Below are 22,568 nucleotides of genomic sequence, written 5' to 3' on the forward strand. Positions count from 1 at the left end.
AATATTGACGGAACATTACAGATTTATCTTTTCCAATTGGACTATTAGGATTTAGAGCATACTCTGTACATTTTCGCGGATCGATCAATAGCTGCTTTGCGACATCTCTTAACCTCATTATATTGACTCCCCACGCTTTCTGACAAATATATTAACACTCACACCCACCTGAATCCCAAAAACATTTTTTCTTTCCGCCAAAACTCATCCATTCTAGCATAATAAATTTTAGCTTTTTTCATGGTTCATCCCCATAATTCCTCAAACAAAGCCTTCAAATCCCTACGCCCATAAGCTACACGGACAATATCAATTCCATCTTCACGCGGATAATAAAACACGATGTAGTCATCAACAATGAAGCCACGCAAATCGGCAGCAATCCAAGTATAATCTTTACCCATGTTGGGAAAATCAGCAACTAATTTGCATTTTTTCCGAATAGAATCAAACAACTTGCTGGCTGCTGTTGTATTGGTTTGACCAATAAAATCACAAATTTCATTCAGGTCTTGAACTGCTAGTTCCGAGAAAACATAACTACCCATGTTTAGCCTTTTTCCATCCGGTCTAGCTTTTCTTGTAACTGTTGAAACACCGCTTCACCCTCGACAACCTTTCCGTCACGAATTTGCTGTGTTCCCTGAGCAATCTTTTCTCTTAGTTCAAGCAGTTGTCTTTCTTTATAATCATGTTCTTCCAAAAGTTTAAATGCTACTGCTAACAACTCATCAACACTTTGATACTTACCTTGCTGTAATTTTTCAAGAATAAATTTTTCTTGTTCTGGCTTTAAAGCAATTTGCATTTTTATCTCCTGGTGCTTGAGTTTATTGGTGAGAATCCGTCATGCTAGAATCATCAGTCATCTCAACATATTATAAATTTTACCGCTTTTTTATAAATCTTCTGGTTCTAATCCTGTTTTCTTAGCAATACGAACAAGCATTCTTGAACCAATTTCATCACTATCCCCAAAAGCAAATACATAATCATCCCAACCTTCTCGCTCTAGGATTTTATGCGATCCGGTTTGTCGTTTAATCCGCCATCCAATTCTTTCTAGTGCGGCTAACACTTTTCTAGCTTTTGTCGATGACCACTGACTCATATTACCATTTTCTAAACAGCAACAAAGGTTAAACTTGTCAAACCCAAACTAATTTCTCCGTGTTCGAGTTTGTCAGCAATTACTCGCAACGCCAAAGCTTGTACATTTGCGATCGCTTCTTGTTGAGTTGAACCGTAGACTAAAACTCCCGGTATTTCTAAAATTTCTGCGATCCAACGACCATCTAATTCTTGTTCTGTTTCAATCGTAAAGTGAGTAGATATTGAGCTTTGCATCAGATAACCTCCTCATTCTTTTTCTTCACAAATATATTAACACTTACACCCACCTGAATCCCAAAAACATTATGAGTTGTTCCTGACAGCTTGGGATTTTTACGAACATTTCCTCCCAAGTCAAAGACATAGATTTGATCGAACTCCTTTTCTAGCTGCTGTCTCATCCCATCAAAGGCTATTTGATCAATAAAACTGTTATTCGTCACAAAGGCGATAATTCCTTCATCACTTATTCTATCACTCGCCCAACGAATCGCTTTAACATAAGGATCAGACAGCGCATTTTTATTCGTTGCTTTTGATGCTTTGGCGTAAGTTGCAGAAACAATATCATCAATTCCCGTTTTATCTTTGTTGGTATACTTGCGGTTTTTATTATTATCATTCTCGTTCAACTGACCGACATTATAGGGCGGATTTCCCAGAATCACAAACAGATTAGAATTTCTTTGTTTTTGAACCCGCTTCATGTTCTCCGGGCTAAATAAATCCAATTGTTGAACCGCCTGATCTTCAAAAGTATCAACCAAACAAATCCCCTCAAAAGATTTATATTCCCCAGTCTGTTCAAAATACTCATGCTCAATATTCATCGCAGCAATATAATAAGGTAACAACATCACCTCATTACAATGTAACTCCTGTTCATATTTATAAGGTAAAGCCGATTTTTGAATCTCTACAATTTCCCGCATTACCCGAATCAAAAAATTACCCGTTCCCACAAACGGATCGAGAATATGAACCCCTTTATCAACCAACGATTTCCCAAACTCCCTCTGTAAAATATCCTCAACACTTTTTACCATAAAATTAACTATTGGTTGGGGTGTATAAACAATCCCGTGAGTATCGGCGACTTTCACCGAAAAGCCTTGAAAAAATTTCTCATAAATTGTATTGAGAAAATCCTGTTTTTTGGAATAATCATCTATCGTTGCTGCGGTTTCCTCTATCGCCCCATAAAACCGATCCAACGTGCTTAAAAAATGACTGCGACTAAAAGATTTAGACGTTAAAGCATTAATAACCTTTTCAATTTCTACAGCGATAATATTCCGTTTTGCAAAATCAGGATTATTAAATACACTTCTAAAAATCCGTTCGGTTAATAAATGCTGAATCAACATTTCCTCAATCGCTTGTTCGGAAAGATTGGGGTTGATTGACTGGCGACAAAGTAGTAAAAAATCTGCAAACGCATCAATAAACTTTTTATTTTTCTGACTCTGTTCTCGAATTAAATCTAATAGTGCTGTGGCGTTTTCTTTCACCCGAAATCCAAACTAATCAACCGCTTTTTCCCATTGTTCAATCGCCGGAGGACGATATTCAAAAAACTGACGCACCACATCCACCAACATCTGGGGTTTAGTGATGTCTTCATCCATCACCAGTTTGCCATCTTGGTAAAGAATTGCGCGATTAGGTTGCTGAAAAATGATATTATCTTTGGGATAGCCAACTGCAAATTTTTTCTTAATTTCTTTCTTTAAATCGTCCTGACTATCTTTTGCTTCCCAATAAGCCCGAGCCAAGTTATAATCATCAACTAAAGCCCCATCTATCCGAATGGGTTGTTTCTTGGGTCGCTTAATCGCATATTGGGGAATTAAAGTCCATTTTAACTGCTGACCACAGGACTCAAGTAACTGCTGAAATGCCGTTTGTACCGCCCCTTCGTGGTTCACTCCCAACTTTGCATACTGTTCTAAAGCTGCGTAGTAGGTTTTAATCGGTTTATGGGTGGGTTTGAGGCTGAGATTCGGCATATACAACCTAATGCTTAACTTAATACTAATCTTACCCGAATTATCCGATCAATGATCAGTATTTTTGATTTTAGTCTGATGCTCAACAAACAAGTATTTTTGATAGATATAGTTAATTCTGACGGTTTCTATAAATCTACCTCATCTAAGTTAATTCCCTGTAAATCTGTATCTTTAAAAACAGCTTGTTTAAAATTAACCCCTTTAAGATTAGCACCTTTTAAGTTCACTTGAAATAAGACTGCATGACTCAAATCTGCACCACATAAGTTCGCACCTTCTAAATTAACTTTGGTCAATTCCGCTTGACTAAGATTCACATTTTCTAAATTCGCCTGAGTCAAATTAGCGCGAGTAAAATCAATTCCCCGCAAATCTGTATCTGTAAAATCAACGCCTTGTAAACTGGCTTGGGTAAAATCTGCGCTGCGTAAATCGGCATTACTCAAATTAGAATCATCCAAATTTGCACGAGTAAAATCAGCTTGTCTCAAGTCTGAATTCTGGAGATTTACTTCTAATAAACTCGCTCCGGTTAAATTGGCTTTTCGCAAGTCAATCCCTTCTAAATTGGCTTGATCTAGAGAAGCCCGTTTCAGGTTAGCATGAGTTAAATCAGTGTTTTTTAAATTAACTCTTTTTAAGTTTGCACCACAAAAATTGACACCAGATAGATTACTTTCACTCAAATCAACATCGCTGAGATTGACTCCAGGAAGTGAAACATTTGCCGCAATTAAATAAGCTCCACCTTGACGCAAATCTATCTCAGGTGACAGGCGAGTATTAGGATCATAAATAGCTTTTTCAAGAATTGATTCATTTAAAAGTGCTTCTCGAAGATCAGCCCCGCTTAAATTCGCACCCGCTAGATTTGCTCGACTGAGATTAACCCCAAATAAATTGGCTTTACAGAGATTAACACCGCGAAGATTTGCTCCTTTGAGATCTGCTCCACTCAAGTCAACTCCTGAGAGGTTAGCTTCTTGTAAAAAGACATCAGGAGCTAATAAATAAGCGCCTGCAAGAATGGGATCAATTTCTGAAGGAAATAACGTGCGATTACTATAAACAGCACCTTTAAGAATAGCTGTAAATAATTGAGCGCCTCTCAAATCAGCATCACTGAGATTAGCACCTGTTAAATTGGCTTGATCTAAGTTAGCACCGACAAGATTAACTTTTTTGAGATTCGCCTGAGTTAGATTTGCGCCTGTGAGTTCAACCCCAATTAAAGTAGCTTCTCGTAAGTTTGCACCAGAGAGATTAGCCCTCGTCAAATTGGCGAGATTGATAGAAGCTTCACATAAGAGAGCTTTACTGAGATTAACTTCTGTTAAATCAGCTTCAATTAAATCAGCATAAACTAACAAAGCCTCACTGAGATTAGCACCTCTAAGATTTAATCCTCGAAAATTAGCCCCCCGAAGTTGCGCTCCGATTAAGTTAGCACCTTGGAGTTCTTTTTGTTGTAAACCAAGCCGGGGTAGAAAGTCACCAACATTCATTCATCTGAGAGTAAAATTAAACTCATTAACATCTCTATTTCCAGAGAAAACAAAGATCAAAAAAAACACGATTATCCAAGAAAAGTATTAAGAGTTTTGAGTTCAAAATTATATCAATTTAGATTTGAAAATAACAATCATATCTCTTGATTGAACCCCACATTTCGCATGAAGATCGCAAATCTATTAATTTAAGGCATACTATACAAAAGATGCTTTTCAATGTTTGTTTTCTCATCAACTGGTCACTCCCATATCCTCACCTATGAATCCGTCGAACTCAGACCACCCTGTTAAGAAGCCCCTATCTGATGATGCTCAAGTCTCTACACCCGATCAAATGAATCCCCTCAATACCCGAACTCCCGAAGCACTTCTGCGGTTAAAAGATGCGGCGATGGAAGCGGCTATTGATGCAATTGCTTTGCTGGAGAACGGTCGATATCTTTATCTGAACTCTCAGCATTTGCAGATGTTTGGCTATAACGATATGCAGGAGTTGATCGGTCAACCTTGGCAAATTCTCTACGAACCTGAAGAAGCCAACCGTTTGCAAAAACAAGCCATCCCTATTGTAGAGTCTGTTGGGCATTGGCACGGAGAAGCGATCGCGAAACGCAAAGATGGCAGTACATTTGTCCAAGATGTTTCTTTAACTTATACCGAAGACCAAGTTTTGATCTGTGTTTGTCGCGACATCAGCGAACGGAAACAAGCCGAACAACAGCAAGCGCATCTCCTCGAACAATTAAGCCGCAGCAATGCCATTTTACAAGCTCAACAAGAAGCCTCTTTAGAGGGATTTTTGATCATTGATCAAAATCGCCAAGTCATCTCCCATAACCAAAAATTTTGTCAACTTTGGCAGATTCCCCAAACTCTGATCAAACGGGGTAAAGACCCAGAGTTATTAAGATATGTTTTGGATCAATTGGCTTCGCCGAAAGAGTTTATCGATAAAGTTGAGTCTGTTTACCAACATCCCAAACTCATTGTCGAGGACGAAATTCAGTTAAAAGATGGACGTATCTTTGAACGCTATTGTGCGCCGCTTTACTCGCCATCAGGAGACTATTACGGTCGGATTTGGTCATTTCGAGATATTAGCGATCGCAAAGCGATGGAAGAACAATTACGAGCCTGGGATCAACGACTTTCTTTGTTGGTTCAGCAAACCCCTCTAGCTGTGATTGAATGGAATACTGAATTTCAAGTCACGGCTTGGAATCCGGCGTCAGAACGCATTTTTGGCTACACTGCTTCAGAAGCGTTTGGAAAAAATCTCAAATTTTTGATTCCTGAATTTGAGCAAGCCCAAGTGAGTGATGTTGTTGCCGATCTACTCACCCAAAAAAATGGGAGTTATAGTATTAACCAAAATCAGACTAAAGACGGTGGTTTCATTACCTGTCAATGGTACAACACTCCACTGGTGACTGCCGAAGGGGAATTAGTGGGAGTCGTATCAATGGCAATTGATGTTACCGAACAAAAGCGTATTCAAGTTGAATTACAACGTTCTCAGGCACAACTCCAAGCTATTTTAGATAATACACCTGTTGCTATTTATGTTAAAGATTTAGAAGGTCGTTATATTCTACTTAACCGTGCAGTTGAAGACATTTTTCAGATCAAACAAGCGGACTGGATTGGCAAAACCGATTTAGAAGTTATGCCGCCTACAATTGCTGAATCGATTTCAGAAAATGATGTACAAGTGATTCTTAAAGGTCAATCTATTCATCTCGAAGAAACCGTTATTTCCCAGGGAGAGGAACGTTATTTTGTTGCGGTAAAGTTTCCCTTGTTAAATGAAAATAATCAACCCTATGCTCTCTGTGGAATTTCTACAGACATCACTGATTTTAAACAGACTGAACAAGAACTCAAAAATCAAAAAGCTTTTCTACAAAGTATTTGGGATAATATTAATTATGGTATCTTTGTTCTTGATGTGATTAATGAGGGTGAAGATTTTCGATTTGTGAGCTTCAATCCCGCCACCATTAAAGCATCTAATCAATCTCTAGAAAGCTTCGTGGGTAAAACACTCAAGCAAGTCTTATCGCCAGAGATGGCTGAAGTTTTCATTCCTCGCTATTTGGAAGTTGTGCATTCAGGTGAGAGTATTTCCTTTGAGGAACAGTTCTCAAATGAGCATGATTTAAGCTGGTGGTTTATTACTCTTGCGCCTTTACAAAATGCTCAAGGTAAAGTCTATAAAATTATTGGGACTAGCGAAAATATTACCGAACGTAAACGCAACGAAGAAAAACTGAGATCTCAACAAAATCAGATTAAGTATTTGCTCAATAATATTCCCCACATGGCTTGGCTAAAAAATAAGAATGGTCAATTTATTGCTGTGAATGAACCTTTGAGTCGGAGATGTGGTTTAACTCCAGAAAACATGATTGGTAAAACTGATTCTGAACTGTTAAACGCAGAATTTGCGCGGAAAGTCATTAGAGATGATCGACAAGTTCTTGTTTCCAAACAACCTCAACGTATTGAGCAAAGAATTATTGATGCTCAAGGTCAAACAAGCTGGTTAGAAATTTATAAAACTCCCATTCTCGGAGATAAAAATCAGGCAATTGGCACCGTGGGAATTGCGATTGAAATTACAGATCGCAAACAAACCGAACAATACCTTCGAGAACAAGCCAGACGCGAAAAAATTCTCAATCAACTAACAACACAAATCCGAAAATCTCTAGATTTTGAAACAATTTTACAGACAACTTTAGCCAGTGTCAAAGAATGTTTAACAGTTGATCGCTGTGGGTTTTCCGTATATTATCCCCATGTCGAACAGCCTTACTGGGAAGTGATCCAAGACTCTCATAATGAAGATTTACCCGACTTTAAAGGACAAATTTTTTCTGCTGCTGTGATTACTCCTGTTACCGAACGCGCCTTAAACGCAGAAGTGATCAAAATTGTAGATGCGGATCTCGAAGTGAATCGAGCCTTTAGACAAGCTTTGAAAGCCACTAAAACCAAATCAATGGTGAGTATTCCACTGCAAAGATCATCAGGTCAAATTGGCTTACTCACCTGTAGTATGCACCAGAACAAAGTTCGCAATTGGACAGATGAAGAAGTCAACTTACTACAAGCTGTTGTCGAACAATTAGCCATTGCGATCAAACAAGCCGAACTCTACGAACAAACACGAACAAAAGCTCAAGAACTTGAACAAGCGATGCAAGAACTTCGCCGTACTCAGGCGCAGATGATTCAAAATGAAAAAATGTCGTCATTAGGTCAATTGGTTGCGGGTGTTGCTCACGAAATTAATAATCCAGCAAGCTTTATTTATGGAAACCTCACTCATGCTCACGATTATGCTAACGATCTATTAAAACTGATTGAACTCTATCAAACTCACTACCCCAATCCGCCTTCAGAAATTGAAACTGAAATCGCCAAAGTAGACTTAGAATTTATGATCGAAGACTTACCCAAACTGATCTATTCTATGCAAAATGGCGCAGAACGGATTAAAAAAATTGTCGAGTCACTGCGTACCTTTTCCCGTCTCGATGAAGCCGAATTAAAAACCATTGATCTGCACCAAGGGATCGAGAGTACCTTGATGATTGTAGAAAGTCGTCTGTACAACAACTCAAACTATCCCGCCATTGAAATCATTAAAGAATACGGTAATTTACCTCGAATAGAATGCTACGCCGGACAACTCAATCAAGTCTTTATTAATATCCTCAGCAACGCCATTGACGCCCTTGAAGACTCCGTAAAAAAAATTAGAGAAAGCGGACAAACATTCGAGAATCCTCAAATTAAAATTCGGACTGGACTCACATCCGATCATCAAGTGATCATTGCGATCGCCAATAACGGTTTAGGCATTCCCACAGAGATTCAACAACGGATCTTTGATCCCTTTTTCACCACCAAACCCGTCGGGAAAGGAACAGGAATGGGTTTATCCATTTGCTATCAGATTATCACCGAAAAACATGGCGGTTCTATTGAGTGTATTTCTCAACCCAAACAGGGAACAAAATTTATCATCCGTATACCGTCCGTTAGGATTTAGAAAAACTGTAAATCGTTTGGGGTTCAAGCTGATCGCAAACCGAGGACGGAAATTGAGTCAGAGGAAACGTTTGTCGCTGAAGTTGTACCTTTAAATTCGCTAACGGATCAACACCCGGAGACACTAAAAATTCTAACTTTTTGAGTTCAGGCGAAGTAATAATTTGATCAAGAATTTTCGCGATCGCTTCTATATAAGGATGATCCGCTTGTTGATACCAATCCAAACTTGCGGAATCCGGTTGATCTAAGCCTAAATGAAACGTCAAAGAAGTTCGATGAAACAAAGCCGTCGCTACAGGGCGCTGTTCTTCTTGCAAGAGTAAATCGTGACTTCTGGCTAAATGAGTGAGTTTTTCTAAGCGATCAGAACGTTCATGGAGTCGAGCCGCAGATTCCAACAGCGCAGGAGTCGCAGGCGTATCTGGAGTTAATTCTTCCTCCACCAATTCTAGATCTTTTTCATTCCATTGAATCGCCACCGTTACCAAATAAGTTTGAATCAATAAATGACCCATTTTTTTTGCTTTTGTTGCGAGATAAACCGAATTATGATCTGTCGCTTCGATCAACAACGGTACCCGATCCACAATTTCAATCCTATAGCCTTTTAACCCAGCAATTTTACGGGGATTATTGGTAATTAAACGAATTTTTTTCACGCCAATATCATTAAGAATCTGCGCCCCCATGCCATAATTTCGCAAATCAGCCGGAAATCCTAAACGTTCATTGGCTTCTACCGTATCCAATCCCAAATCTTGCAAAGAATAGGCTTTTAACTTATTGATCAATCCAATTCCTCGGCCTTCCTGTCGCAGATAAACCACCACACCCGCCCCGGCTTGTTCGATCATTTTCAACGCCGATTGTAACTGCATCCGACAATCACAACGCAACGATCCAAACGCATCTCCAGTTAGACATTCCGAATGCACCCGCACCATCACAGGCTGATTGTGAAACTCTACCGGATCACCTTTGACAATCGCAACGTGTTCTGATTGATCAAGCGTATTCCGATAGGCATAAATCAAAAAATCACCAAACTGAGTCGGCAATTTAGCAACAGATTCGCGATGAATAAAGCGATCATGGGTGAGGCGATAACTAATCAGATCGGCAATACTAATCAGTTTGAGATTGTGAACTTGAGCGTATTCAATTAACTCCGGTAAACGAGACATCGAACCATCTGGGTTTTGAATTTCACAAATCACTCCACTGGGATATAACCCCGCTAAACGAGCCAAATCAATTGCGGCTTCCGTATGACCTGCGCGTTTCAAAACACCCCCTTCTCGCGCTCTCAAGGGGAAAATATGGCCGGGTCGTCGTAAATCCTGAGAACCCGTTGTGGGATTAATTGCGACTTGGATTGTGCGGGCGCGATCGTCAGCAGAAATTCCGGTACTGACTCCCATCGCCGGAGACGCATCAATACTGACGGTAAAGGCGGTTTGGTTGCTGTCGGTGTTGTTGGCGACCATCAAGGGCAAATCCAGTTCATCGAGGCGATCGCCTGTGAGAGCCAGACAAATTAATCCTCGGGCATGAACCGCCATGAAGTTAATCATATCAGGAGTGGCAAATTGAGCCGCACCAATCAGATCACCTTCGTTTTCCCGATGTTCATCATCAACCACGACAATACAACGTCCAGCTTTGAGATCAGCAAGGGCGTCTGCGATTGAGTCGAATTTAAACGGTTGAGTTGGATTGTTTGGAGAGGACACAGAGTCGTTCACACCTTTACGGCTGTCTAATTGAGTTTAGTTTCTTTTGATTGTAACGGTTTAACTCCATCAAGGCATCCTCAACAGAGGCATCGGCGACAAGTCTAGATTTGGTTCTCTGATGGCTTAAGATAAAAATGTATCAATTATATTCAGTATCTCCATCTACAATCTACAGTACATCCGAGTCATTCCCATCGAGCGAACATTTATCCTTGTATCTGTCCCGTCATCTGTGAGCCATGCCTGTTAATCCCTTGCGTCGTCTATTCGCTCCCAAATTTAGAATGCCCTTGCAATTGATCTTAATCGTACCTTTTGCGATTCAGATTGTGATCGTTGTCGGGTTAACAGGGTATCTCGCTTACCGCAATGGTCAGAAAGCAGTACAGGATTTGGCGAGTCAGTTGATGGATGAACTCGGTAATCACGTTAACGAACGACTCGATAATTATCTCGAAGAACCGCTACTGATTACTCAGATTAATACCGATGCTGTGCGGGTTGGACAACTGGGTTTAAAAAATTTGTCGGTGATTGAGAACCGTTTTTTGTTGGAAATGCAGCGCTTTGAGTCTGTCCAAGAAATTTATCTCGGGACCGCAGACGGAGACTATCTCGGTGTTTATCGCACACCAGAACCAACACTCGCCAGTTTTGCAACTCCGGCTTACTATCAACGGTTGTTAAAGCAGCGCGATCCCTTACTGGAAAAGATTTCTCCCCTCAAACCGCTCGATGACTTTGATCCTCGGACTCGACCTTGGTATAGTGCAGCAGTACAAGGCGGACAAGCCACCTGGAGTCCGATTTACCTCTTTAATCGCGGAGAATTTGGCATAACGGCCGCTCAACCGTTCTATGATCGTAGTGGTAATCTCCAGGGGGTGATGGCGGTTGATTTAGTGTTAACGGTGTTAAGTGATTTTCTGCGTCGCCTGAAGTTAACGCCGTCGGGGGAGATTTTTATATTAGAACGTTCGGGCCAATTGGTGGCGAGTTCTACGAATGAACCGCTTTATCAGATTAATCCGAATAACGATCAAGAGTTTAGAATTCGAGGGGTAAAAAGTCAAAATCCATTGACTCAAGCCACGATTAAGCATTTAATAGAATCGGTCGGGTCACTTCCTGAGATTAAGCAAGTCCAACAATTGGATTTTAAAGTTAACGGAAAATCACATTTTTTAGAAGTTTCGCCCTATTCTGATGGTTATGGGCTGGATTGGCTAATTGTGGTGGTCGTTCCTGAAGCTGATTTTATGGGGCAAATTAATGCCAACCGTCGCACAACAATTATACTTTGTTTGGGGGCTTTAGCTTTAGCGATTGGGTTGGGTTTATTGACTTCTCGTTGGATTGCTAGACAAATTTTACAACTGGCGCGGGCGAGTCAGGCGATCGCTTTTGGACAGCTTGATCAAACGGTTCATGCGGCTCGGGTGAGTGAATTAGAGGTTTTAGCTGAGTCGTTTAATCAGATGGCGCGTCAGTTGAAAACGGCTTTTGTGGAGTTAGAAATTCGGGTTGAAGAACGCACGAGTCAACTTAAAGATGTTAACCAATTATTGCGAGAAGAAATTTGGGAACGTAAGCAGATTGAACGAGCGTTGCGACTGTCTGAAAATAAATTTTCTAAAGCCTTTCATAGTAATCCTAACCCGAGCATTCTGACTCGGTTAAGTGATGGTCATATTCTGGAGTTTAATGAAAGTGCGCTGAGTTTTTTTGAATATAAATCAACTGAAGTTGACAATAAAAATTCATTAGAATTAAATATTTGGGCAAATTCAGAAGATCGCGATCGCGTTTTTGACTTGCTGGATAAACAAGGTATTGTTCGCAGCTTTGAATGTGATTTTCGCACCAAATCGGGTAAAATTCGGATTGGATTATACTCAGCAGAACTGATTGATTTGAATGGACAAACTTGTGTATTGAGTATATTACACGATATCACAGAACGCAAACAAAATGAACTGACGTTACAAAATCGCGCTCTGATTGATCATTCAATTAGTCGAATATTTCAGCAGTTTGTTGACCAAGATGTGACGACGGCGATTAATTTTGCTCTCGCAGAAATTGGGAAGCTAACCAATAGCGATCGCTGTTATGTTATTCAATACGCAGATCAAGATCGAGAGTTTATTCAAATGACCCATGAGTGGTGCAATAAAAATGTGTCTTCTGTGATTCATAAAGTTCAGGAGATGTCTGTTCACCCCCTGAGTTGGAGTTATCAACAACTTCAAAATAATAATATTCTCCACATTTCTAATATTGAAGATTTACCTGAAGCAGCGCATAATGAAAAACGAAATTGGAAATATGAAGGAACTCAATCTGTTTTAGCGATTCCGATGATTAGCGCCGGAGAAATTGTCGGTTCAGTAGGGTGTAGTATGGTTCGTTCTGTTAAAGAGTGGACACCGGAAGAAATTAAGTTAATTCAACGAGTGGGTGAGATTATTCCGATTGGTTTAGAACGAGATATCGCCGAACAAGGACTCAAAGAAAGCCAAGAACGATTACAGGGAATTTTAGAAAATGCAGAAGATGCGATTATTTCTGTAGATGAAAATCAAAATATTTTACTGTTTAATCACGGGGCTGAGAAGATTTTTGGCTATTCTCCGGCTGAAGCCATTGGTCAATCTTTAGAAAATTTGCTGCCGATGAATGCCCGAAACGTTCATCATCAATATGTGAGTGATTTCTCTCATTTAGAGTGTCAATCTCGGAAAATGGGTGAACGTTCGCGAGAGGTTTGTGGACGACGAAAAACGGGCGAAGAATTTCCAGCAGAAGCTTCGATTTCTAAGTTGAAAATGCGTGATGGTTGGATTTTTACTGCTATTTTAAAAGATATTACTAAACGTAAACAAGCGGAAATGGTATTAGAACAAGCTAAGGATGCGGCTGAAGCGGCTAACCGGGCAAAAAGCGAATTTCTAGCAAATATGAGCCATGAATTACGAACACCTTTAAATGCGATTCTTGGCTTTTCTCAACTGATGAACCGTGATCCCTCTCTCACGTCTGAACAGCAAAATAGTCTGAATATTATTAATAGTAGTGGTGAACATTTACTCACCTTGATTAACAGTATTTTAGACCTCTCAAAAATTGAAGCTGGTCGGATGATATTAAATGAGAATAGCTTCGATCTTCATCATTTACTCGATACTTTAGAAAAGATGTTGCATTTAAAGGTCGAGACTAAAGGTTTATCTCTACTGTTTGAACGGGATGAAAATGTTCCTCAATTTATTAAAACTGATGAAGGAAAACTCCGTCAAGTTTTAATTAATTTACTGGGAAATGCCATTAAATACACTGATAAAGGTGGGGTTTCTTTAAAGGTTAAACAACAAAGTTATCCCCTAGAGAAATCACCAGAAACAGTTAATCTTGTCTTTGAAGTCACCGATACCGGAACCGGAATTTCTTCTGAGGAAATTTCAACTATTTTTGATGCTTTTGTCCAAACAACCACCGGACGAAAATCTCAACAGGGAACAGGTTTAGGATTACCTATTAGTCGTAAGTTCGTCCAAATGATGGGTGGAGATATTCGGGCAAAAAGTGAGTTAGGAACAGGAACCAGTTTTGAATTCAATCTTCGAGTCATTCCCACAAAATTCGTTGATATTGTTACTCAAAAAAACACTCAAACCGCAATTGGATTAGAACCCAATCAACCCGAATATCGGATTTTAGTGGTCGATGATCAATGGCAAAATCGTCAACTTTTATTACAGCTTTTAATCTCAGTGGGTTTTCAAGTCAAAGAAGCTGAAAACGGTCAAGAAGCTCTAAACCTCTGGAACAGTTGGAAACCTGATTTTATCTGGATGGATATGCGAATGCCGATTTTAGATGGATATGAAGCCACCCAACAAATTCGTGCTTCTTCGGAGGGAGATCAAGTGGTGATTGTTGCCTTAACAGCCAGTGCATTTGAACAAGATCGAGGAGCCGTTTTAGAGGCTGGATGTGATGATTTTGTCGGGAAACCTTTTCGAGAAGAAATTATTTTTGAAAAGTTGGCTCACTATTTAGGAGTACGGTATATTTATCAACAAAAACTTCAATCGATGAATTTGAATATGTCTTTGAATACAGAGGAAACCCTAGATAAAATTCAGCCAACTCACTTGCAAATGATGTCAGCCCAATGGCACCAACAAATGCAACAAGCGGCTTTAGTGGGTCGCGATCGACAAATGTTAGATTTAATTAAACAGATTCCAGAACCTCATGCTTCTGTCGCCAACACCTTAACCCAGATGGTCGAAAACTTTGAATTTGACCAGATTGTAGAGTTAATGACTCCCGAAAGCGATTCAGAAAAATCCTAAAAAAAAGAGCGGGTCGTAGAGTAGAATAACAACAAAGTTGAGATTAATGAAATTTGTGCGACCCCGAGCCAAAAATAGGGGCATTAGAGTCATGATTTTGGGGGTGAACCACTTGGCTACACAATTATTCTGGAAAGGTCAGCCAACGATCCCACCACGACCCTTTCAACGGAGGAGAACCCTGAGTTAACCTAGAATTAGATCACCCAATCTGCCATCGGTTGAATATGCTTGCCTATCCCCGGTACACTCCCCTGGACTATCTGCATCAAAGCTGAGTTGATCTGATGCTCATTTTTCGAGTTGTGAATTGCTATAGATGAGTGTACGTTATTGAGAGATCTATCCCTATTTTTAGCCGAGATTGACTGAGGGAGTCAATTCAAACCACAATTTCCAATTCCAAATCCGATGACTCACAATTCCGTTCGGGAATACAAAGCTGATATCCTGATTGTTGATGATACCCCGAACAACCTGCGCGTTTTATCTTCAATCTTGCAAGAGCAAGGGTATGAAATTCGCAAGGCTGTTAACGGTAAAATGGCGATCCGCTCGGTGCAAGCTGACCCGCCGGACTTGGTGTTGCTCGATATTAAAATGCCCGATTTGGATGGCTATCAGGTTTGTTCTCAACTGAAAGCAATAGAAGCCACTCGGGATATTCCAGTAATTTTCTTAAGTGCTTTGGATGATGTTTTTAATAAAGTGTTGGCTTTTCAAGTCGGTGGAGTGGACTATATTACCAAGCCTTTCCAAGTCGAAGAAGTTCTCGTGCGGGTGAAAACTCATCTGACTCTACGGCGACTCACCAAAGATCTCGAACTGCGGGTACAGGAACGAACGACGGAATTGACACATACCCTCAATGAGTTACAACAAACTCAGGTTCAACTCGAAGATTCCCTGCGAGAATTGATTCAAGCTCGAGATGTCGCCGAAAAAGCTAGTCAGGCTAAAAGTCAATTTCTGGCGATGATGAGCCACGAACTGCGAACTCCTCTCAATGCAATTATTGGTTACAGTCAGTTGCTCGAAATGGAGGCTCAAGACCAAGATCTCAATGAGTTTATCCCCGATTTACAACAAATTAGCCACGCCGGACAAGACTTGCTAGAAATTTTTAGTAATATTCTTGAAATGTGCCAAATTGAAGCCGGAAAACACCGATTTAATGTCTATGAATTTGAGGTCAAAGCATTAATTGACGAAGTGATCGCCCAAAATCAACCTTTAGCGGATAAAAATAATAATACTTTAACAGTTCACTTTGTCAATGATCCGGGTTCCGTATGTGCTGATCGAATCTGGATGCGTCAATGTGTGTTGCAATTGCTCAGTAATTCTTGTAAGTTTACTCACAATGGTACGATTACTGTAAGTCTCGAACGCCACAATAGATCACAATTACAATCCAAAAGTTCTGTATATAATCAAGTTAATTCGACTGATTGTTTGGAGGATGTGATATTAGTAAAGTGCAACGATACGGGAATTGGGATTAAAGCGGAGTATGTATCCCAGATTTTTGAACCGTTTTTTCAGGTGGATGGATCAACAACTCGTAAGTATGGCGGTGTGGGACTGGGTTTAGCGATCGCGAAAAGCCTATCTCAACTCATGGGAGGAGATATTAGCGTTGAAAGTGTTTTTGGTCAAGGATCAACCTTTACCCTCTGGCTACCCACTGAACTCCCCCCGTCTACATCAAACTTTTAATCACTCCTGTTCTACTTAGCCCACTTCCAGAGATTGATGTTGACAAACTATGAGCAAAAATCAAACTGAACCTCGTAAAATTAGTATTCTTATTGTTGATGATACCCCGAATAATTTACGATTTTTGTCGAGTATGTTGTTAGAACATGGGTATGAAGTTCGTAAAGCGATTAATGGACAAATGGCATTAAGATCGGCTCAAGCTGAACCGCCAGACTTGATTTTACTCGATGTCAGAATGCCTGATATGAGTGGTTATGAGGTTTGTCATGCTCTCAAAGAAAAACCAGAAACTCGCGAAATTCCGGTGATTTTTCTCAGCGCTCTTGATCATGAAAAAGACAAGGTGATTGCGTTTGAAATGGGAGCAGTCGATTATGTCACGAAACCGTTTCAGTTTCAAGAAGTTTTATCCCGCGTTAAAACTCATATCACAATTCAACATCAACGAAAACTATTAATGCAGCAAAAAGCTCGGCTAGAGGAAGAAGTTCGCGCCCATAGAGAGACAGAGTTAGCCCTGAAAGAAGCCAACCAAAAACTTCAACGTCTTGCTAGTATTGATACTGTAACTCATGTGGCAAATCGTCGTTGTTTTGATGAATATTTTCAGGAACAGTGGCAACAATTAGCCTTACAAAAAGAAGCAATTTCTCTGATTTTATGTGAAATTGATGAATTCAACGCTTATATAGAAACAAATGGTGATCCCACCGCAGATGAGTGTTTACGAACTGTAGCTTGGGCAATTTCTCGCCCCATTAAACCTGCTAAAAATTTAGTGGCTCGTTATAGTGATGCTAAATTTGGCTTGATTTTACCGCGTACAACAGTCGCTGAGGCGTTTAGAGTAGCAGAACAAATTCGGATAGAAGTTGCTCAGTTAAAACTTCATCATGCAGCGGCTCAAGTTAGTCCTTATGTGACTGTGAGTTTGGGGGTGAGCAGCGGGATTCCGAGCAGTAAATCACAGCCCAAAACATTGATTGAAACCGCAGATCGAGGACTCCATGAAGCCATCAAACAAGGCTATAATCGCACCGTGATTCATCAGTAGTAGAAACTTCAATCATCGGTTATCATTGGAGGTATAGCAGTTTTCACATGGATGAGGTATTGTAGCTTGTTCTTTGTGGGTGTTCCTCAGCGATTTCAAGTAGATTCTCTGGAAAAATGGAGTGATAGGCTTCTTCGTCATCTTAATAAAGGTGATCTGTTTTTCCAGTCCTGATCGGGTGTTAAAACGTTTATCCTACAGTTTCTCATAGAATTTGAACTGCTACATCAAAACTCATTTTTGCTAGATTACGGCTATGAACTTTGATATCTTTGATGAACAGTATTACCTCCAACAATACCCCTATCTGCAACCTGCGATAGAACAAGGCATTATTCAATCCGGTTTAGACCATTTTCAACGTTTTGGTTTACAACTGGGGTTAACAGGCGTTTCTCGCTACTACGACGAAGCCTATTATTTAGAGAACAATCCTGATGTTGCAGAGGCTTTTAATGATAGAAGGTTCCCTTCTGGACTGTCTCATTTTATTGTGTTTGGATACGAAGAAGGACGCAATAATACTACCTCAGACTATGATGAAACATTCTATCTCAATAACAATTCTTATCTCATTTCACAGATAGAAACAGGGACTTATAAAAGCGGGTTTTCTCATTTTATAAAAGTTGGTCGTCAACAAGGTTTACAGGCGACAAGTTTTACTAATCCCGAATACTTGCAAAGAAATCCTGATATCGTTGACGCAATCAATAATGGGGTACTTCCCACAGGTCAAACTCATTATCGGGAATACGGACAATTTGAAGGACGTTCCACAATGTTTACAGGAACTCCGAGTAGTGATGTTATTGCAACTTACGGAGAAGGAGAAAAAACAATCTATGGGGTTAGTGTTGATTATCCTTCAATCGGTTCAGGAAATATTGACTCAAACAATGACGGAGAAATTTCAGCAGAAGAATATAGTCAATGGGTAAATCGAGCAATTGCATCTAATAGTTGGCCTGTTGTAGCCTATAGTGGTGGAAGTGATGAATTTGATACTCTCATTGGGAGTGAGGGGAAAGATATCTTTGTTTTTGGTGATACACTGATTAGTAGACGTGGCTTTTTTCGGGGGGTTCAAACCTTCTACAAAGGAGAGGGAGAAGCTTTAATTCAAGGATTTAATCAAGCCGACGGAGATCAAATTACGATAGTGATTAATCCCACTGAAACCTATAGTATTTTACCCTCTGGAGATGACTTAGTTCTTGCAGTTGAAGGAGATACAATCGCTATTCTTGAAGGCGGTGCGGATCTGACCTTAACGGCAACAAATGTATTTGAGAGTCCGGTATTTTCTTATCAAGGTTTTACTTTTGTATAACTATTGATCTATGGAACTTTACCGAACAGAGAAAGTCGGAGTTATTAACAGTATATGACTAACGAATAACTCCGATGAATTTTGATATCTTTGATGAAGACTATTATCTCAAAAAATATCCGTATTTGCAACCCGCTATCGAACAAGGCATTATTCAATCTGGTTTAGACCACTTTCAACGTTTTGGTTTACAACTGGGGTTAACAGGCGTTTCTCGCTACTACGACGAAGCCTATTATTTAGAAAAAAATCCGGATGTTGCAGAGGCGGTTAATAGCGGCATATTCCCCTCTGGACTTGCCCATTTTATTGAAATTGGTTACGAAGAAGGACGTGCTGATATTTCCTCTGATTACCATGATTTTTTTTATCGACAAACTAATCGAGATATATTGCCTTTTATCAGGGTTGATACCTCTGAGAGTAATGGTTTATTTCACAACGCCTTAGAACATTTTCTCAAATTTGGTGCAGAAGAAGGACGCTACAGCAATTCCTTTTTTGAGGCTGAATACCTTAAACAATATCCTAATATTATACCCGCTATCGAGTCAGGAGTTTTGAGAACTGGACGGGATCATTATGAACAATTTGGACAATTTGAAGAAGGACGAAAAGCAACTTTTATCGGAACTTCTAGTATTGATATTCTAGAAAGTTTTGGCACAGGTGAAGTTGAATTAATTGGACTACCTGTAAGACTGGATAATAATGAGCGTACCTACTTCAAATATTCTGCATATTTTATCCAGGATACTTTGATCGGAAGTTCTGCTTCGGATACATTTGTAATTGGTGTAGATAATTCTCTTTTTTCTGGCATAATCTTTCCAAGAGATGTCTCTCCAAACGACTTTTATTATACTCACTCTACCTATGGAGGTAAAGCTGTTATTAAAAATTACGACCCGAACAATGATTTCATAAAATTGGGTCATGTTAGCCCAGATTATTATCGATTTGATACTGATCAAATCAGTCGAGTTAATATTTTGAGTAATAAGGGCGGTATTCTAGCAACTGTTGAAGGTATTACTGATATTGAGGACTTGAATATAATTTATGGTAATAAAAAGGTAGCAGAACGTAACTTTTTTGAGGATTACTATCTGTTAAAAAATCCTGATGTTAAAGCCTTAGTTGAAGCCGGAAACTATCGTTCAGGCTTAGATCATTATGAACAAGTCGGTCAATTTGATGCGAGTCGTTCAGCGACTTTTATCGGTACACCTGGGAATGATATTGTTGCCGCTTTTGGCATCGGTTCTCATCGAATTACTGGAGTTGAGACTAGAACTAATATTGGTGCTATATACTATACACGTGAAGGCGTAAAATACATGAGCGATGGTCGTGATGAATTTGATACCTTGATTGGGAGTTCTGGAGCAGATACTTTTGTTTTTGGTGATATTCTATTAAGTTATAATGGCGGATATACTGTTGCACAGCAATCATATCTCGGAGAGGGAGAAGCCTTTATTCAAGGATTTAATCAAGCCGAAGGAGATCAAATTGAGATTGTGACTTTCGGGAATGAAACTTACAGTATTTTTCCTTCTGGAGATGATTTAATTGTTGCGATTGACGGAGATACTATAGCTGTTTTAGATGGAGGTGCAGACATCACGTTAAGACCTGTAAGTATCTTAGACGATAACTTTAGTAATCAAACGATTACACTGGGTTAGGGAATATTTAAAAAAAGTAGAGACGTGCTACGATAACACGTCTTTACACTCTCAATAACTTTTAAACCTTACATATCTCTGTCATAAGATCGGTTGAAAAATCGGTTGGAATTCTGGTTATAACTACGGTTTAAACGGCGGTTAGAAGTGGTCTTCTCGCTGGTGTTGTTAGCGGTGTTTTCAGCCGTGTTGTCAGTGGTTTTTTCAGTGCGGTTTGAGTGACGGCTAGAACGGCGATTAGAAGTTGTTTTCTCGGTGGTGTCAGTGTTGTCAGTGGGGTTATAAACTCGGTTAGAACGGCGGTTAGAAGTGCTATTCTCGGTGTTGTCAGTGCGGTTGTAAGTTCGGTTAAAACGGTTGTTATCAATGCTGTTTTCAGTGGTATTTTCGGTGGTGTTGTCAGTGGTATTCTTCGTTCGGTTATAAATTCGGTTGGAAGTAGTGTTTTCGGTGGGGTTATCGGTGCTGCTTTCAGTGTTATTTTCAGTTTTAGTCGGATTAATGCTTTGTGAATAAGCACTTGCAGAATAGTCATGGGTAAAGTAAGTATGACCTAAAGTTTTATCTTGATAGGTACGTTTTGTAAACCGCCAACCGGGTTCTAAAATAATTTTGACAAAGCCATTAGAAACACCATAGCTTCGACCAATTACAATCGGTTCAGCGTAGGGATTTTCCCGAGAAGTTGCGACCAATAAAATGTCATTATCTACACCTCGAACACTCAGACTATGAGATAGGGCTAAATCTTCGCCTCCCATCCGCACAGAATAGCCATTACTGTCGGTTGCTCGTCCACAAATTCCGGTAAAATCAAAGTTGAGTAATAACGGATCAACTTGAATCGGATTACTGCCGCTTTCACTCCAACACGGTGTCGAATTAGAAACCTGTTCAACAATCACTAATGAATATCCATAAGCACGAGGAATAGCCATCGCAACAAATCGTTCTTGTTGGACTTCTCTTTGACCAAATTGAACTGCAATGGCTTCAGAAGCAACATTTACAGTCGATAAAACTGTCATTGCGAGGGCAGCCAAAGTTCGTTTAAATACACGTTTCATAGCTCAAGAAAACCTCAATAAATGTGTTCAAAAGACCTACGCTATTAACCCGGTAGTAATAGAGTAGAAATTAATAACCTTGATCAACGATCCTCAGATCAGATAATTTTGTGGATGTGACTCAATCGCTGAATAACTTGCTTTTTCGGATTCATCTCAATAGTATCAGAAGGTTTTTGATTTTTAACTATAAATAGAATCCGAATGACCAAAAAACAGTCAAATTTGTAACAACTGTGCGGTCAGCTTCATTAAACAAGTCTTTAAAGTTGGGGCAAATGTTCCGGAACCTCCAAGATTTTTTGCAGTCATTCAGTGAGTAGCTGTTGCGGGTTGATATTGTAGATCCCGTTGAGGATCGCCTAATTCCCGTGTATTTGCAGCAAATTCTAGTAAAATTCCATCAGGATCAAAGAAATCAAATGAGGATATAAATGTTGTTTCATTTCTTTGTTCGACAAAACCAGACGGAACATCTGCATGATGCAAAATCGGAGTGGTTGGAATTCCCAAATCACCGAATTTTTGGTGATCCTCTTGCAAATGTTCTCAAGGTACATTAAAAGCGACATGATTCATAGAACCATGAGCCGTGACTATATCGCCTGTTTTTAACCGTTTTGGCTCAACAGATGCCCCGCCAGGAGCCGATGCTGGAGCATTTGAAAACCAGAAAAATGCTAAAGCATCCCCATTGCCCACATCGAAAAAAAAGTGTTGTCCGCCATCGGGTAAAGCAATGGTTTTGATCAACTTCAATCCTAAAGTATTGGTGTAGAAATCGACCGTTCGAGCCATATCCCGACAAACTAAAGCTAAATGATTGATCCCTTGCAATTTAAACTGATTCATCAGCAAGCCCCAATTCAATTGGAGTCAAAATTAATCTTCAAACAGTGTTGTGTA

18 protein-coding genes are annotated in these 22,568 nt (G+C 39.8%); 6 read left to right on the forward strand and 12 right to left on the reverse strand.

Annotation, left to right across the window (positions count from 1 at the left end; translation table 11 throughout):
- The 8 genes from L8106_RS34680 to L8106_RS27575 all read right to left on the reverse strand — a co-directional run.
- The coding region (locus L8106_RS34680) for a DUF6883 domain-containing protein (RefSeq protein ID WP_009787844.1) at positions 1 to 118 on the reverse strand (118 nt) is incomplete at its 3' end.
- Between the two features lie 127 nt (positions 119 to 245).
- Positions 246 to 548 carry a type II toxin-antitoxin system RelE/ParE family toxin gene (locus tag L8106_RS27550; RefSeq protein WP_009787845.1) on the reverse strand — a complete coding sequence of 101 codons (303 nt, stop codon included), beginning with the start codon at positions 546 to 548 and terminating at the stop codon, positions 246 to 248.
- 2 nt (positions 549 to 550) lie between these two features.
- Complete coding sequence (locus L8106_RS27555) at positions 551 to 808, reverse strand: type II toxin-antitoxin system ParD family antitoxin (protein WP_009787846.1); 258 nt, start codon at positions 806 to 808, stop codon at positions 551 to 553.
- A 90-nt stretch (positions 809 to 898) separates the two neighbouring features.
- Positions 899 to 1,111: a type II toxin-antitoxin system HicA family toxin gene (locus tag L8106_RS27560; protein WP_009787847.1), complete on the reverse strand. Its 213-nt coding sequence runs from the start codon at positions 1,109 to 1,111 to the stop codon at positions 899 to 901.
- 11 nt (positions 1,112 to 1,122) lie between these two features.
- Complete coding sequence (locus L8106_RS27565; RefSeq protein WP_009787848.1) at positions 1,123 to 1,347, reverse strand: type II toxin-antitoxin system HicB family antitoxin; 225 nt, start codon at positions 1,345 to 1,347, stop codon at positions 1,123 to 1,125.
- Positions 1,347 to 2,624: an N-6 DNA methylase gene (locus tag L8106_RS27570; RefSeq protein WP_009787849.1), complete on the reverse strand. Its 1,278-nt coding sequence runs from the start codon at positions 2,622 to 2,624 to the stop codon at positions 1,347 to 1,349. The genes L8106_RS27565 and L8106_RS27570 overlap by 1 nt, the downstream gene beginning before the upstream one ends.
- A 12-nt stretch (positions 2,625 to 2,636) precedes the next feature.
- Positions 2,637 to 3,122, reverse strand: coding sequence for a hypothetical protein (locus L8106_RS34015; protein WP_009787850.1), 486 nt, complete (start codon positions 3,120 to 3,122; stop codon positions 2,637 to 2,639).
- A 128-nt stretch (positions 3,123 to 3,250) separates the two neighbouring features.
- Positions 3,251 to 4,630 (reverse strand): pentapeptide repeat-containing protein, encoded by a 1,380-nt coding sequence (locus L8106_RS27575; RefSeq protein ID WP_009787851.1) that lies wholly within the window; start codon positions 4,628 to 4,630, stop codon positions 3,251 to 3,253.
- Between the two features lie 265 nt (positions 4,631 to 4,895).
- Here L8106_RS27575 and L8106_RS30105 point away from each other — a divergent pair, with 265 nt between their 5' ends.
- On the forward strand, positions 4,896 to 8,696 hold the full coding sequence (locus L8106_RS30105) for a PAS domain S-box protein (RefSeq protein ID WP_009787852.1): 3,801 nt from the start codon (positions 4,896 to 4,898) through the stop codon (positions 8,694 to 8,696).
- Here L8106_RS30105 and ribBA read toward each other — a convergent pair.
- The gene (gene ribBA / locus L8106_RS27585; protein WP_009787853.1) at positions 8,686 to 10,431 is read right to left on the reverse strand and encodes a bifunctional 3,4-dihydroxy-2-butanone-4-phosphate synthase/GTP cyclohydrolase II; all 1,746 of its coding nucleotides are present in this window, start codon (positions 10,429 to 10,431) and stop codon (positions 8,686 to 8,688) included. The genes L8106_RS30105 and ribBA overlap by 11 nt on opposite strands.
- Before the next feature lie 242 nt (positions 10,432 to 10,673).
- Between ribBA and L8106_RS30110 the strand changes: the two genes are divergently transcribed.
- The 5 genes from L8106_RS30110 (at position 10,674) to L8106_RS30115 (ending at position 20,595) form a co-directional block, all read left to right on the forward strand.
- Positions 10,674 to 14,795 carry a PAS domain S-box protein gene (locus L8106_RS30110; RefSeq protein ID WP_009787854.1) on the forward strand — a complete coding sequence of 1,374 codons (4,122 nt, stop codon included), beginning with the start codon at positions 10,674 to 10,676 and terminating at the stop codon, positions 14,793 to 14,795.
- 411 nt (positions 14,796 to 15,206) lie between these two features.
- Positions 15,207 to 16,514 carry a hybrid sensor histidine kinase/response regulator gene (locus tag L8106_RS27595; protein ID WP_009787855.1) on the forward strand — a complete coding sequence of 436 codons (1,308 nt, stop codon included), beginning with the start codon at positions 15,207 to 15,209 and terminating at the stop codon, positions 16,512 to 16,514.
- A gap of 49 nt (positions 16,515 to 16,563) precedes the next feature.
- Positions 16,564 to 17,571, forward strand: coding sequence for a diguanylate cyclase domain-containing protein (locus L8106_RS27600; protein ID WP_009787856.1), 1,008 nt, complete (start codon positions 16,564 to 16,566; stop codon positions 17,569 to 17,571).
- 256 nt (positions 17,572 to 17,827) lie between these two features.
- The gene (locus L8106_RS27605; RefSeq protein WP_009787857.1) at positions 17,828 to 18,904 is read left to right on the forward strand and encodes a hypothetical protein; all 1,077 of its coding nucleotides are present in this window, start codon (positions 17,828 to 17,830) and stop codon (positions 18,902 to 18,904) included.
- Positions 18,905 to 18,978: 74 nt separating this feature from the next.
- A complete protein-coding gene (locus L8106_RS30115; RefSeq protein WP_009787858.1) occupies positions 18,979 to 20,595 on the forward strand; it encodes a hypothetical protein in 1,617 nt (538 codons plus the stop codon).
- Positions 20,596 to 20,663: 68 nt separating this feature from the next.
- Here the strand turns inward: L8106_RS30115 and L8106_RS31130 are convergent, their stop codons facing one another.
- From L8106_RS31130 to L8106_RS33295, 3 genes are all read right to left on the reverse strand, one after another.
- Positions 20,664 to 21,662 carry a DUF3747 domain-containing protein gene (locus tag L8106_RS31130; protein ID WP_009787859.1) on the reverse strand — a complete coding sequence of 333 codons (999 nt, stop codon included), beginning with the start codon at positions 21,660 to 21,662 and terminating at the stop codon, positions 20,664 to 20,666.
- Between the two features lie 312 nt (positions 21,663 to 21,974).
- Complete coding sequence (locus tag L8106_RS33290) at positions 21,975 to 22,205, reverse strand: glyoxalase/bleomycin resistance protein/dioxygenase (RefSeq protein ID WP_009787861.1); 231 nt, start codon at positions 22,203 to 22,205, stop codon at positions 21,975 to 21,977.
- Positions 22,206 to 22,211: 6 nt separating this feature from the next.
- Complete coding sequence (locus L8106_RS33295; RefSeq protein ID WP_009787862.1) at positions 22,212 to 22,514, reverse strand: VOC family protein; 303 nt, start codon at positions 22,512 to 22,514, stop codon at positions 22,212 to 22,214.
- Between the last annotated feature and the right edge of the window lie 54 nt (positions 22,515 to 22,568).

It is taken from the genome of Lyngbya sp. PCC 8106, assembly GCF_000169095.1.
In the GTDB taxonomy this organism is placed as follows: Bacteria; Cyanobacteriota; Cyanobacteriia; order Cyanobacteriales; family Microcoleaceae; genus Capilliphycus.

What these genes read in the sequence shown, in the direction of transcription:
- L8106_RS27550 (WP_009787845.1), bottom strand. Translation starts at nt 548, where the DNA reads ATGGGTAGTTATGTTTTCTCGGAACTAGCAGTTCAAGACCTGAATGAA.
- L8106_RS27555 (WP_009787846.1), bottom strand. Translation starts at nt 808, where the DNA reads ATGCAAATTGCTTTAAAGCCAGAACAAGAAAAATTTATTCTTGAAAAA.
- L8106_RS27560 (WP_009787847.1), bottom strand. Translation starts at nt 1,111, where the DNA reads ATGAGTCAGTGGTCATCGACAAAAGCTAGAAAAGTGTTAGCCGCACTA.
- L8106_RS27565 (WP_009787848.1), bottom strand. Translation starts at nt 1,347, where the DNA reads ATGCAAAGCTCAATATCTACTCACTTTACGATTGAAACAGAACAAGAA.
- L8106_RS34015 (WP_009787850.1), bottom strand. Translation starts at nt 3,122, where the DNA reads ATGCCGAATCTCAGCCTCAAACCCACCCATAAACCGATTAAAACCTAC.
- L8106_RS27575 (WP_009787851.1), bottom strand. Translation starts at nt 4,630, where the DNA reads ATGAATGTTGGTGACTTTCTACCCCGGCTTGGTTTACAACAAAAAGAA.
- L8106_RS30105 (WP_009787852.1), top strand. Translation starts at nt 4,896, where the DNA reads ATGAATCCGTCGAACTCAGACCACCCTGTTAAGAAGCCCCTATCTGAT.
- L8106_RS30110 (WP_009787854.1), top strand. Translation starts at nt 10,674, where the DNA reads ATGCCTGTTAATCCCTTGCGTCGTCTATTCGCTCCCAAATTTAGAATG.
- L8106_RS27595 (WP_009787855.1), top strand. Translation starts at nt 15,207, where the DNA reads ATGACTCACAATTCCGTTCGGGAATACAAAGCTGATATCCTGATTGTT.
- L8106_RS27600 (WP_009787856.1), top strand. Translation starts at nt 16,564, where the DNA reads ATGAGCAAAAATCAAACTGAACCTCGTAAAATTAGTATTCTTATTGTT.
- L8106_RS27605 (WP_009787857.1), top strand. Translation starts at nt 17,828, where the DNA reads ATGAACTTTGATATCTTTGATGAACAGTATTACCTCCAACAATACCCC.
- L8106_RS30115 (WP_009787858.1), top strand. Translation starts at nt 18,979, where the DNA reads ATGAATTTTGATATCTTTGATGAAGACTATTATCTCAAAAAATATCCG.
- L8106_RS31130 (WP_009787859.1), bottom strand. Translation starts at nt 21,662, where the DNA reads ATGAAACGTGTATTTAAACGAACTTTGGCTGCCCTCGCAATGACAGTT.
- L8106_RS33295 (WP_009787862.1), bottom strand. Translation starts at nt 22,514, where the DNA reads ATGAATCAGTTTAAATTGCAAGGGATCAATCATTTAGCTTTAGTTTGT.